Genomic DNA, 13,730 nt, shown 5'->3' with positions numbered 1-13,730 from the left:
GATTATATCACACTTGATTTAAAAACCGTTGAGAGAGATTGAAGGTTTTAAATCGTGAAAATCAACGCATATAGCCTATAATATACATAAGTAGATAATATTTTCATCAAAATGCCTCAAATCCCAAATGCAATAGCGGCTGTCATAGAAGCCGACTTGGTAAAACTAAATCCTGAACAGAAGAAAATTGTTCAAAACTACTCTGACAAACTCTTAAAAGTTCAAGATAAAGCTCATCAACCGCGTACATTTGAGTTAACTGTAAAAACCATGAAAGAGCAACTCGAACAATTATCTGCTTCGTTGAAAAAAATGAATTTAGAGACGGCGCCAGACAAAGATAAGCGTCGGCATGAAATGATTGAAAAAATTGAAAGTGATTTAAAACTCATAGAGAGTTGTATAACAGGAGATTTTGAAAAGAATTATCAAAATCTGAAGAAGGGTTTTTTAGAGTTTTTACTACACCCCGAGAGTAACAGTGTTGTTACAAACATTGGGAAACTTTTAGAAAAAGATGATCCATCAATCCTGACTTCCATTGAATACGCCTTGGAACACGCCTCCCTCGATAATGGAGACCCTGAACAACTAGCCAACTTGATTGTGCTGATGAAACTAAAAGTAGCCCATACTCCAAATCCAGTGGTTACTAAAAACTTATCACAAGACGTATCCTTGCTTCAATTGCAAGGAGAGATTGAAAAGCAACGAATGATAGCCATTATTGATGGACAGGAGCCCTTAGCTCGTGCGTTAAAATATTTATCGATTGGATGCACTACAACTGCTGCAAAAACGAGGGAGTTACAGAAAGCCATAGTTGAGCGTGGTAAAGATTTGCAGGCCTATCGGCATCAAGATAAATGTCGTGAACTAGGTGGTCGTATTGTTCTCCATTGTAGTCAGGCCATGCTTCCAGGGATGGGTTTAAAAACTGGGATGTGTCACGGCTTAGCCAGGCATTGGGCAGAAGAGGTGATAAAGAAAGACAGATTTATGGGCTTTCGAGGTAATCAAGAAGTCTATATTCAGCCAAACAAACCTACAGATAAGATATTACAGGCAATACCAAGTTTTAATGATTTTGTACGTCTTAATCCTAAAATCTATGAAACTCAACAGTCTCAAGAAAAACATATTGATTATGAGGATACAATGGGCTCTGAACCTGAAAAGCAGTTCGAAGAATTCATTGATAGAATAATGCTTGAATTAGACAAGTATGGTAAATCAGCTACCTTTGCTAGTTATGCTAATAGCAATTCCGGACATGTTGTTGCTATCCACAAACGAACAAAACCGACACCTCAAGGTTTCCTCATCGATTATTTTGATGCTAATGCAGGTTGGATGCAGTTTAAAGACGATAAGAGTTTTAAAGAGTTTTTTACCTATTACTTAAATGATAGACATGCAAAAGAAAAACTTAAGAGCATTGCTTTTGAAACCAAGTGTTATCCATGTTCCTACACCCATATCTTGGATAAGCTCTCTGAAAAAGCGCCACAACCTACTCCTCAGAGACAAAGAGCACAGAGTTTGTCAGCAGAAATAGAAAAAAGTACTCCTCAAATAAACGAGAAAACTGAGAAAACTGAGAAAACTGAAGAAAAACTGACATGGTCAAGCAAATTTGGACCCCCCAGTTAAGTGTGTGATTCATAGACATCGTTTCAATTAATTGATAGATTTACCCGCCTAGAGTTTGTCAGAGTAGTTTTGAACAATTTTCTTCTGTTCAGGATTTAGTTTTACCAAGCCGGCTTCTATGACAGCCGCTATTGCATTTGGGATTCGAGGCATTTTGATTAAAATATTATCTACTTATGTATATCATAGGCTATATGTGTTGATCTTCATAGATTTGTAACAGATTTAAACAACTACACCGAGTTGCTTCATAACTAATGTTACCGAAGAAGAACCACATCAAACTATGCTTTACGATGGCAAATAGAACTGCTCTTCAAACTAAGCAAATCGTTAGTTCATATTGACCTGATACGAACCACCCAATCATCTCGCGTTGTGATTGAAACTTATGGGAAGTTTATGGGGATGATGCTGCTTTTTTTATTGTGCGAACCGATTAGAAATCATAATGCCAACTCCTTTTCTTTTTTAAAGCCTGTAAATTATTAATTATTCATCGCATCGATTTAGCACGTACTTTAACTTCTACCTATCGACTAACGCAATTCCTTAATACTTTTTATGAAAAACTCCTTTGCTTTGCAAATAAAGACAGCAAAAGGAAAGCCCCTATACCAGAGGCTTTTAGTCCTTAGCTTAACGGCTATGGGCCAAGGCACGACAACTCATTGATTAGAAATAAAAAAGCCTACCTCATTGCAGATATGCGACAAAAAAATACATTGTCACCAAAATATCGCTATGTTAGTCTCAACCAACGAAATAACTAAGGATTTTTATAAATGAAAATAACCAAGATTTTACTTCTACCTGAAGACATGGATCCGAATCCTTTTGTCAGTGAAGATACTCTTTTACTTAGAAAGGTAACGAGTAAATCAGATACATTTTTCGAGCGTGAATGTTTTGAGTACTATAGTGAATCTGGAAAATGTTATCGTTCAATATACTTTAGAGAATTAGAAAAACTATCTTTCCCTGCCGCAAATGCTGCAATCGTATCAATTAAAGACAATCCACTGTTTATAAGTCGTATTATTAATACAATAGATGAATATAAATTATGGGAAAAATCTGAACAGAAACTTCAAGAGGGCAATAAAGATATTGATAGGAAATCTTTTGTATCGAAAAATGACAAGTATATCAGAATTCATGTGGAACAAGTCTCAACTGGTATTTCTATGGGGATTATATTCAATACCACAGAAAATTTATCCATAACTGTAGTGAGCGATGATGAAGAGATAATGAATGGTTTCGTAAAGCTTATCAAAACCAATGATGACTTTGATTGTTCATATCAACATAAAAGCACTGAATATATGCAGGTTGATGGTAATTTATATAAAAAAATACCAAAAATTGAGTTTTCCTTTTGGCAAAATTTCTCCAATGGCAGTGGCGGATGGAAAGAAAACAAGCTTAAATCCCTTCAATATCTGTTAGATGCATTAGAAAAAGCTACAAATCAAGCTCTGGATCAGGACATTTATTATGCAACACATTTAAATAGACCTGGTCTAGATATAACTAAAGTAGTTTATGAATCAATACCAAAATTGGAATACAATCCCCATGAAAACAAGTAGAGATTAGTCCCAATTTCTAATCAGTTAAAAATAATAAATAACTCAAGGGGGATGGTCTGAGATCAGCCTCTTTGAAATTATACCGATTGATTATTTTCTCTTGGGAAAGGCCCCATAAGACAACAAGGCCAGGTCTTTCCTTTTTCCAAAGTATGAGATTATTAAATGTATCCTATAGAGTTTTATATGAACTGGAATTTTTTTTCCAAAAAATGAAATAAGAAAAAGGAAAGACTGACCCTGTTATATGTGTTTATGGCAAGGAGGATTTCAAAACGGTTCCTCTTTCTACAGTAGGGCTACAATTGGGATCAAGAATACACTCATCACTCAAGCTCGCATCAAAAAATCTTAGCCCAGCTTGCCTAATCTTAGAGTTATTAGGTTTGGGGGATTCTTCTGATATTGATAATCGATTATTATTTGGGGGTGCATCTGAAGTATGGCTGCGGCTTATTTTTTCTATCAATGGCATCTCCATCTGCGAAGGATCTTGAGTCGATTTTTTTCTATCAAAAACGGTAGGCCAGGTAAAAGCTATCGATACAAATACTAAAATGACCGGAGACAATATTGCCATGGTAATGGTTAATGCAAATTTTGCCCCTATTGTTTCTCCCAGCGTTTCACCAATATGAATCCCACTTCGGATTCCACCGGCAACAGAATAAGCGAGAGAATCACCTATCAAAGCAAATAATTTGAGCATGTTGATAACTCCATGCTGTATCTTTTGCGTTCTTGTTAGGTTTTCTTCCGGTGGTTGATATATTAATTCAAATTTTTCTTTTAGATCGACATACGTTTTCGGGTTAAAGACTTTATATACTTGTGAAAAAGTATTGACAACCATCGTTGTTGAAGTACATATCATGGCAATAAAATGTGCTAAAAGAGTATCAGGAGTCGCACCTAAAGCATTGAAAAGCTTATTAACCCCTGAGACCGTTGTAAACCACGTTAGCGTCGCATAAACAGCCAAAAAGACCGTACTTACCATTCCTAATAAAACGCATCGTAAAAGACCATAGGGTTTTTGGTAATCTTCAATAAAAAGATTTTTAAATTTTGTATAATTTTCACGTATGCCTATAGCTTGAAACGAATAAAAAGACACAGCTGCAACCACAGACAACCCAATTGTAAGTATCAAAACCAGAGGGTTAGAGATTAGCATGCCTGCCCCCAAAAACGTGAGAAGTCCTACGAGGCCAGCATATCCAGAAATGCCTGCAGAAATGCACGCCAACAAGGTCACGACACCAAAAAATAATTTCTGGCCTCTATCGAATATCGTTTTTTCTTTTATATTTTCTTCAAGGATCTTAAACGTTTTTTGTTTTTGAGGCTGAAAGCCGGCACTATCAAGCATGGCTTTCCCGCGGCTTAATAAGCAAACTATTCCATTACATAAGGAAAGTACTATCGCCAAGCCAAGGCTAAAGCCAAAAGGCGCTCCTAAAGTACTTAATAATCCCAGGCAAAATACCATACACAGCGCCATGGAGGTAACGACTTTGCCAATGACCAATGGCACTCCTTTTATCAGCCTGTTTCTATTTTGAGTTGGTGTTCTCGCAAATTCCTGGCCATTGCTAGAGCAGATAGCAATCTGTAAGACTTCCTGTTTAGACAATCTTTTTCCACCCGAAAGTATCTCTCCCCACTTAAAGGTAAGGAAACTCCAAAAATAGTGAGAAAAAGGACGATTAAGAAGATCTGTTATTCGAAGATCCCCGTTTAGAATGGCTTGTTGAACTTTTTGCGATTCTTCTTTAGTAAATTGATATTGGTTGAAAGAGGTAATAATCCAATCTTTTTGAGTACGAAATTTTCTTCTTAAAACCATTAACACTTCGCGACGTTTATGATTAGCAAAATCGATTTGATCTTCTTCTAATAAACTAACTATTTCTTTCATTACAATAAATCCTTTTTTAATACAAACTGCGTAGCTTATTTATAAATTCACAAGAATTCCATTAAATTTTTATTTCAATCATCAATAGTTATGATCCTGTTATATTTTCACTAGAAAGATTTGACATACTTTGCGAGTTACATTCTAATCATGTTTTTTTCATGATCATGGACAATCATGGCATTATTGAGTTTTCTAAAACCTGCTCCTTATCTTGATGAAATTCAGGATAAAGCCGTTATTAAACGGCAATATCGTTATTGGCGTATTCGCACCTTTTATGCAATGTATATAGGCTATGCGTTGTTTTATTTTACGCGAAAGAGTTTTACCTTCGTGATGCCTGCGTTACAAAGCACCTTGGGGATGACTAAAACTGAACTGGGAATGATCGCCAGCATTTTGAGTTTAAGTTATGGTATCAGCAAATTTTTGAGCGGAATTCTAGGTGATAAATCTAATCCTCGTTATTTAATGGCGATCGGGCTGATTTTGACAGGTGTTTTTAATATTTTGTTTGGATTGTCTTCCACCTGGTGGTTATTCGCTATTTTTTGGGGATTGAATGGTTGGTTTCAAGGGTGGGGCTGGCCAGGATGCACTAAATTATTAACACATTGGTACTCCCAATCGGAGCGTGGCCGTTGGTGGAGTCTTTGGAATACATCACATAACGTTGGTGGTGCATTAATTCCTTTGATTGTTGCTGTGTGCGCGCAATATTTTGGCTGGCGTTCAGCCATGTTTGTGCCTGGGATCATCTGCATTTTTGGAGGTATTTTTTTAATCAATCGTTTAAGAGATACTCCACAATCACTTGGTTTACCCCAGATAGAGCAATATCATGAAGATTTTTCTGGTTCTGCAAATCACCACCAGGAGAAAACAGAACTCTCAGTCAAAGAAATTCTTTGGAATTATGTGTTGTGCAACCAATATATTTGGATATTGTCCATTTCTTATTTGTTTATTTACATTGTCCGAACGGCCATTAATGATTGGAGCATGTTGTATTTAACGGAAGTGAAGGAGTATTCCTTAATCACAGCAGGCAGTTGTGTCATATGGTTTGAGGTTGGCGGTTTTTTTGGAAATCTGGTTGCCGGCTGGTCTTCTGATAAAATATTTCAAGGTAAACGCAACCCAATCAATGTTCTTTTTACTGCAGGAGTATTTGCCACTTTGTTGCTGTTTACGTTGACCAGGGCATATACACCATTCCTTGATTCTTTGTTTCTTTTTTTCTTTGGTTTTTTTATCTTTGGACCACAAATGATGATTGGTATGGCTTGTGCGGAATTAGCACATAAAAAAGCAGCGGCAACTGCAACTGGCTTTGCCGGATTTTTTGCCTATTGTTTAGGGGCTGTTCTGGCCGGCGCTCCTTTGGGCGCAATTATCAAAAATTACGGCTGGGATAATTTCTTCCTCACATTATTTATTTGCTGCTTGATTCCATTATTTTTGATGCTGCCGCTCTGGCATGTGAAAGTCAATCCAAAATATCGTCAATCAGAATTTTCAGGCAAATCGGAGTTTGCTTAGTGATTGGCTTCCCTGGGTAATCCAGAAAAAGTAGGTTGGGCCTGCCCTGGCTCGACCCGCTCTTGCTACCTCCACATGAAAACCCCTGGGGTATAGAGGTATCCTTGTTGTGATAGGACAAGAGGTTATACCGCAAAATTTGTTGGTACATATTCATCCAAAAAATGTATAATCAATGAAAGCAAATGATAAAAATGTGTGACCTATTGACGATTTTCTTTGCAAGAAATATCTTTGTTTCTCGTAATCTATTAATTACGTGTATTTAAAATTAAGTTTTTTATAAAGGTCATCTCAGTAACATTTAAAACTTATATTTATAATCTGTAGCGGAAGTAGAAGATAACTTTATGAATTATTATTCGATTTTGTTGACCATTAAACGACTCATTATAGGTTTACTCCCCATACTACTGGTTGCTTGTACGCATAAGCAATCTCATGGTCCGGATCACTATGTGGTCAGAGGGAAAACCTATCATGTGATGAAGTCTGCCAAACACTACAAAGCAAAAGGAATTGCTTCCTGGTATGGGTCACACGCTCGTCACCAAAAAACATCGACCGGAGAGCGCTACAACATGTATGCGATGACAGCTGCTCATCCAACGCTCCCAATTGCTACACGAGTACGTGTCAAAAACATGAATAATGGCCGATCGGTTGTGGTTCGAATTAACGATAGAGGTCCTTTTTTATCAAACAGGCTAATTGATTTATCCTTTGCTGCCGCAAAAAAACTCGGTATAAAAGGCATTGCTCCTGTTGAAATTGAAGTCGTTTGAAAATGCTAAGAAGTAAAGTTTACTCGAGCAAATAATCTGATGTATCTGATTAACTTATTAAATAATAAATCAACGAGTCGATTTCTTTGATTAAAATTCCATTTGTTCTATTAACAAGATTAACCCTAAAAAAGTAGGTCGCTCCTGGCAACACAACTCTACAATATTGCATAAATTTTGACCACATTCATTTCCATTATCTACGTTTATGAATCAATTATTATTTCGAATCAAGGAGTTGTTGGGCCAAGGGTACCTTGCTGAAATATTTTTTGAAAAATTGGCATGTGCTTAATCATAGATCATACATCAAGAATATAAAAATATTATATAACATATATACAAATGTTTTATTTTTATTCTAAATGATTATAAATTAAAATTATTGGGCAAATTAGGTATTAATCTTAAATTTCACTCTAACTTTTTAAAAAGGAAAATATATGCGTTATTTCTATAATAAAACAAATGTCCAGCTTCATTTGACAAATTCTATTGATGAATTAACTTCTCACTCATTTCCCATTGATTTAAAATCACCGGAAAAAACTGCTCATTATCAAGCTGTTGCTGATATTATTTTTTCTCCGCAATATAAGTTGTCTCTTTTAACTACGAGAGAAAACATACTCTTAGGTCAAGATTTTATAGATTTCATAGCGCATCATAAGTTAACTTCGTTGAACAAGTATAATGGGGTTGATCTTTTGTATCTATTAGCTTTAAGCCATGATACAGCTTTGCATGCCGGGATTTGGAAGTTAGGTTCTTTGTCACATCTAAAAGCCACTGAAATTATCAGTACCCTATCAAAATTAGATGCTATCGATCGCATACCACTTATGAAAGAAGCCCTAGTAGAATGGAAGAAGTTGTTTCTAAAAGCTAAATTTGAATTGCAACAAGAAGCAGAGACTTGCCCAGATAGCACTCGAAATATGTTAAGTCAAATGACTTTATACGCATCTACAAAAAATGACAAAATTAATGAACGCCGTGGACAATCTCAGAGCGACCAAACAAGATTAGAAGTTGAGCGTGAGCAATTTCGTTTGCTGGAAAGTGCTTATTACAGAGAAAAGAATGGACATAACCAGCGTACAGAAATGCAATCGTATTACAGCGATGAAGAAGAGGAATATAATGTTACACAACAGCAGTATTACTACAATTGATAATTGTATTTACAATTTACTTTAATTTTAATGAACTTTAACGGACTAATGCATGAGCGATGAACTAAGGGATCAGATTCTGAACGATCCCGTCATGATTTTACACAATCATAATTTCCCCAATCCAAGACATAATTACTGATATAAGAAAAAGCTTGTATCAGTTGTTTTTTACTCACTTTATAAAGAGCTAAATGCTTTAGAATATGAAGCCCAATGAACATGATACTTAATACAGGAATAGTACGAACCGTATTTGCCTGAAGACAAAATCCATAACGTTTATTTTTTATATCTTTAAAAGCGCCTTCGATCTGCATGCGTAATTTATATATTTTGATTATCTTTTTAGCAGTATTTAAGCCTTTTGGAAGAGACGTAATAATTATCCATGGCTCCTTAGCTCCTTTAGCATATTTCTTACTATTGCCTGATTGACACTTTACGCCTTGAAGCGTCTTTTTTATGTGGCCTTTACTACGTTCCTTATAGATATAAAGGTCTGCATCAAGTAGATTTGCTCTGGCAATGGTCGCTCGACTTAGGTATTTAGGTGTTGTTGTCGCATTCGGATATAAGCATTTCACATAGACCCCATCTTCATCACCTATTTTTATCAACGTCTGAAAACTTACCCTCCCGATAAAATCCCATCCTAATTTAGTAATCAGCCTAAACCATGTGTTTCTAAAACCTGCATCTGTAACAACAATAGGATGACACTTCTAAGGAAGAATGGAGCGTAATTTTCTTAAAAAATGGGTATGAATGGTATTATTTGCATAATGCTTCTGAAGATGAACCTCCTCATAGATAGTCATTGAACGACCTATTCCGGTAACTGATGCTCGTAGAAAGTAATGCTTAAAATCGTCTGATACTGGAGACCAATCAACAATTATTATTGGTCGTGTTTTAGGGCCCATCAAAGTAGTAGCCACATAGTTATGTCTTGATTCCCAGTTCAAGACAGTTGCTACGCTACTTAAAAAAAGGATGGATTTAAATCATTAATACAATACCCAATTTTACATAAATACGCATCTATAATTAGAGTCATTATCTGTGTTTATCATAAGATTTTCTTCTCCCTCTGTAGCTTCTTTAACCTGCATGTCTTTTATTAACGTATTGGTTAATTCATATGTAATTTCTTTTTTAGGCTGAGGTACCTTTTCCTCAAATATTTGTCGAGCTTTTTTCATTTCTTTTTCATCTTCTAAGGAATGCCATGTCAGTTCTGTACCATCGAAAAAATTAATCTTATAAGTCACTAAATGACTATGTTCAAAAAATGTTCCTCGGTAATTCCTCGTTGTTTGTTCCTTATCGTCTATATGTACATCGAATCCTGTAACTGGTTTACCTTCAAATGCTAATTTCATTTGCTTTTTTAAATCGTCATCAAGAACTAGAGAATTAATTTCCTTTATTATCTTTTTATATTCTCCCAAATTATGTTTTATCTTTACTTGCTTAAATATATTCCATTTAGCATGCAGTAATTTCTCTCCTTGATTTATTTGCAATGAAATATAGGGTGACATTAAATTCGTCAAACGCCCTAGTATTTTTTCAAGATCTTTTAAGCAATTTACATGATTATCAAAACTACCAGGCTCTTGTTGCTGCTGTTTTATAATATGTTTAAATTCTTGGTTTAAATTTATTAATGCTAGTTTTTGAGATTCTGTAAGCTTCATGTGATACATATCCTTATATTACTTTTGTAGCATGATAATATTAAATATGAAAGCTGATTGCAATTTTGAATATCCGACAATTCTAAAATATAAACAGCAGGAGATTTTAAATTGAGGCCATCTGTAATTGCTTAGATATTATGTAAAGACCCCCCTGTTGATGGTCGGGACGGAAGGATTTGAACCTTCGACCACTAGCACCCAATTCTTAAAAAGACCGTTTTCAAATGGTTTCAATTGATATCAAAAAACATCATTAACTTATTGTTATTTAACAATTTTTACTATCTGTTATACTTCAAAAAATATCAAACGACTTCATGTGAGAACTCACGAAAGTACACCTAGAAGTACACCTAATTTTTTGCAAGGTGCAATGATGGAAAGACAATTTACAGACGCCTATATTCGATCGCTAAAACCAAGATCTTCTCGCTACGAAGAATTCAGAGATGGCGGTTTTGGTATTCGAGTCACCCCCAAAGGGCTAAAAACATTTCTTTATCGTTACAGAATCAACGGCCAAAGGCATTTCATAACCATAGGTCACTACCCTGCTATGAGTTTATCGGAAGCCAAGAAACGTTTTATCGATTTAAGCGACATACGCCATGGCGAGGTAAATCCCAAAGAACAGATTGCTGAACAAAAACAGAAAGAACAAAGCACAGTAAAAAATCTGATACTCCACTGGTATACCAACTACATTGAAAAACACCGCACCCAACCGCTGCAAATCTGGCAACACATCAAAATAGATATCATCCCTCTATTGGGCAATAAGAAACTGGAAAACTTAAAAACTCGAGAGATAACTCAAGCCCTCGATAAAATTGTAGGACGTGGCTCACCTGTTCATGCCAATAAAGTCTTAAGCACGCTAAAACAAGCATTCAACTATGCAGTAAGCCGAGGCGAAATGGTGCTAAATCCTGCCATGACCATACGAGCCAGAGACATAGGCGGCATAGAAAAACCCAGAGAACGCTATTTAACTCTCGATGAAGTAAAAACCCTATGGCAATTTCTCGACAGTGAAGAACACGGAACCTCTTTCCAGATCCGAGCAGCCCTAAAAGTTATCCTACTTACAGGGGTGAGAACAGGAGAAATCCGAGTAGCCAAATGGTCAGAATTCGACTTTGAAAACTCTTTATGGACTATTCCTTCCGAGAACACCAAAACCAACATTGTCATGAGAATTCACCTAACAGAAATGACCAAAAAAGTATTGCGAGAACTCAAAGCACACAGCGATTCAGAATACGTCATTACAGGCGCAGATGGCCAAAGTATTTTATCCGACCGAGCTATGCCAAGAGCCGTAATCAGAATACAATCACGAGTAGGCATCCCCCACTGGACAGCGCATGATTTAAGACGAACCTTTGCAACTCAGCTTGGTGAGGCTTTGCATGTTGATCCGGTAGTGATTGAGAAATGTTTAGGACACAAGATGCCTAAGATCATGGCTACTTACAATAAAAATGAAATGCTGCCTCAGCGAAAGGAGGCTTTAAATGCCTGGTCAGAGCTTATTGAAAATATGTAACAGGATAATGTGGTAATAATCGAATCGAAAATAGCTTAAAAAAGCAGTGCAAAATTTACTAGGAAAAGCAATCATGCAGCACAGTTTAGAAACTTTATTAAACCAATTAATAAAAGATTGGGAATATGAATTAGTTGAATTCAAACAGGCTAATCACTCATATTCAACATCTGATATTGGTAAGTATTTCTCTGCTTTGGCAAATGAAGCTAACCTGCATCAAGCAGAAAAAGCCTGGCTAATATTTGGTGTTGATAATCATTCCCATGAGATAGTCGGAAGCACTTATCGTCAAGAGAGGGATGGCTTAAATAGTTTGAAACATCAAATTTCTCAAGGCACAGATCCGTCTATTTCGTTTATTAATATTCATGAATTGGATACACCTAATGGTCGGGTCGTTATGTTTGAAATTCCTGCAGCTCCACGTGGAATACCAATTGCCTGGCAAGGACATTATTATGCACGCGCAGGAGAAAGTTTGACTGCTTTGGGAACTGAAAAATTCGAGCGGATACGCCGACAAGTGCTTGGGTTAGATTGGACAGCTCACGTGGTTCCAGATGTCACTATTAAAGATCTTGATCCAGTTGCTATAAAAAAGGCAAAAGATTTGTTTGCACAAAAACATGCCAATCGTTTTAAACTTGATGAAGTAATGAACTGGACAGATGCAGTCTTTCTTGATCGAGCAAAACTAACAATTAATGGACAGATCACAAGAGCGACTTTATTATTATTGGGTAAATCAGAATCTTCCTATTATCTTTCGCCATATCCAGCACAAATGACTTGGAAGTTAGAGGGCGAGGAGCGAGCTTATGAGCATTTTGGATTACCTTTTATTCTTACAACCAGCGCACTCTATCAAAAAATCCGCAATATACAGTTACGCATCTTACCCGAAAATGAGCTGGTGGCCATCGAGCTTGCGAAATACGATCAAAAAATTGTTTTAGAAGCCTTACATAACTGCATTGCTCATCAAGACTACTCGAGAAATGCCAGAATCATTGTTATAGAGCAACTAGATAAATTAATACTTGAAAACACTGGAACATTTTATGAAGGTAAACCAGAAGATTATATAGCTGGACATAAAACACCGCAGAGCTATCGTAACCCTTGGCTAGCCCAAGCCATGGTTGAAATTGGCATGATTGATACAATGGGATATGGCATTCATGAAATGTATAGTGGACAAGCTAGACGTTATTTTCCTCTGCCTGATTATGATCTGAGTGAACCCAATACAGTGAAAATTATTATTTATGGCCGAATTGTTGATTTATCTTATACAAGAATGTTGATACAAAAAACTGAGTTAACGCTGAATGAAATTGTAGGTTTGGATCGAGTTCAAAAACATTTACCCTTAACTGAAGAAATGATTAAAAATCTGAGACAAAAACATTTAATAGAGGGTCGTAAACCTAATTTTCACGTTTCTGCATCTATTGCAGTTGTAACAGCAACTCAAGCAGATTATATTCATAATCGTGGTCAAGATAACGCTCATTACCAAAAATTAATTATGGACTATATTGAAAAATTTTCTTCTGCTACTCGAAATGCTCTTGATATACTCCTCCTACCTAAACTTAGTGATGCTCTCACTCCTACACAAAAGCAACACAAAATTGGCAATCTTCTCAGTTCCATGCGTGATAAAGGCATTATCCAAAATGTCGGTTCCCGTAGATCACCTGTGTGGGAGCTGCAAGATAAATCGGGAATAAAAAAGAATAAATCACGAATAAATTACGAATAAATTACGAATAAATTACGAATAAAATCAAAT

General features: G+C 36.1%; 11 protein-coding genes. 7 read left to right on the top strand and 4 right to left on the bottom strand.

Annotation, left to right across the window (positions count from 1 at the left end; all coding sequences use genetic code 11):
* The first annotated feature begins 111 nt into the window (after positions 1–111).
* The gene (locus OQI99_RS14390; RefSeq protein ID WP_265732223.1) at positions 112–1,653 is read left to right on the top strand and encodes a hypothetical protein; all 1,542 of its coding nucleotides are present in this window, start codon (positions 112–114) and stop codon (positions 1,651–1,653) included.
* 785 nt (positions 1,654–2,438) lie between these two features.
* Complete coding sequence (locus OQI99_RS14385) at positions 2,439–3,248, top strand: hypothetical protein (protein WP_265732222.1); 810 nt, start codon at positions 2,439–2,441, stop codon at positions 3,246–3,248.
* A gap of 253 nt (positions 3,249–3,501) precedes the next feature.
* On the opposite strand, the gene OQI99_RS14380 is transcribed toward OQI99_RS14385, so the two are convergent.
* On the bottom strand, positions 3,502–5,169 hold the full coding sequence (locus OQI99_RS14380; protein ID WP_265732221.1) for a hypothetical protein: 1,668 nt from the start codon (positions 5,167–5,169) through the stop codon (positions 3,502–3,504).
* Positions 5,170–5,346: 177 nt separating this feature from the next.
* On the opposite strand from OQI99_RS14380, the gene pgtP reads away from it, so the two are divergent.
* From pgtP to OQI99_RS14365, 3 genes are all read left to right on the top strand, one after another.
* On the top strand, positions 5,347–6,714 hold the full coding sequence (pgtP, locus tag OQI99_RS14375; protein ID WP_265732220.1) for an MFS transporter: 1,368 nt from the start codon (positions 5,347–5,349) through the stop codon (positions 6,712–6,714).
* 350 nt (positions 6,715–7,064) lie between these two features.
* Positions 7,065–7,499 (top strand): septal ring lytic transglycosylase RlpA family protein, encoded by a 435-nt coding sequence (locus tag OQI99_RS14370; RefSeq protein ID WP_265732219.1) that lies wholly within the window; start codon positions 7,065–7,067, stop codon positions 7,497–7,499.
* A gap of 443 nt (positions 7,500–7,942) precedes the next feature.
* The gene (locus OQI99_RS14365) at positions 7,943–8,674 is read left to right on the top strand and encodes a hypothetical protein (RefSeq protein ID WP_265732218.1); all 732 of its coding nucleotides are present in this window, start codon (positions 7,943–7,945) and stop codon (positions 8,672–8,674) included.
* 92 nt (positions 8,675–8,766) lie between these two features.
* Here the strand turns inward: OQI99_RS14365 and OQI99_RS14360 are convergent, their stop codons facing one another.
* The 3 genes from OQI99_RS14360 to OQI99_RS14350 are packed head-to-tail and all read right to left on the bottom strand — an operon-like array spanning position 8,767 to position 10,377.
* The gene (locus OQI99_RS14360; protein WP_265732376.1) at positions 8,767–9,387 is read right to left on the bottom strand and encodes a transposase; all 621 of its coding nucleotides are present in this window, start codon (positions 9,385–9,387) and stop codon (positions 8,767–8,769) included.
* Between the two features lie 12 nt (positions 9,388–9,399).
* On the bottom strand, positions 9,400–9,642 hold the full coding sequence (locus tag OQI99_RS14355; protein ID WP_241495180.1) for a hypothetical protein: 243 nt from the start codon (positions 9,640–9,642) through the stop codon (positions 9,400–9,402).
* A gap of 60 nt (positions 9,643–9,702) precedes the next feature.
* Positions 9,703–10,377 carry a hypothetical protein gene (locus tag OQI99_RS14350; protein WP_061513372.1) on the bottom strand — a complete coding sequence of 225 codons (675 nt, stop codon included), beginning with the start codon at positions 10,375–10,377 and terminating at the stop codon, positions 9,703–9,705.
* A gap of 376 nt (positions 10,378–10,753) precedes the next feature.
* Between OQI99_RS14350 and OQI99_RS14345 the strand changes: the two genes are divergently transcribed.
* Positions 10,754–11,929, top strand: coding sequence for a tyrosine-type recombinase/integrase (locus tag OQI99_RS14345; protein ID WP_265732217.1), 1,176 nt, complete (start codon positions 10,754–10,756; stop codon positions 11,927–11,929).
* A 46-nt stretch (positions 11,930–11,975) separates the two neighbouring features.
* A complete protein-coding gene (locus OQI99_RS14340) occupies positions 11,976–13,700 on the top strand; it encodes an RNA-binding domain-containing protein (protein ID WP_265732216.1) in 1,725 nt (574 codons plus the stop codon).
* Positions 13,701–13,730 lie beyond the last annotated feature (30 nt).

The sequence above is a fragment of the Legionella sp. PATHC039 genome (assembly GCF_026191275.1).
In the GTDB taxonomy this organism is placed as follows: domain Bacteria; phylum Pseudomonadota; class Gammaproteobacteria; order Legionellales; family Legionellaceae; genus Legionella; species Legionella pneumophila.
The sequence above is the reverse complement of the archived record's forward strand: the minus strand, read 5'-3'. Positions and strand labels throughout refer to the sequence as shown.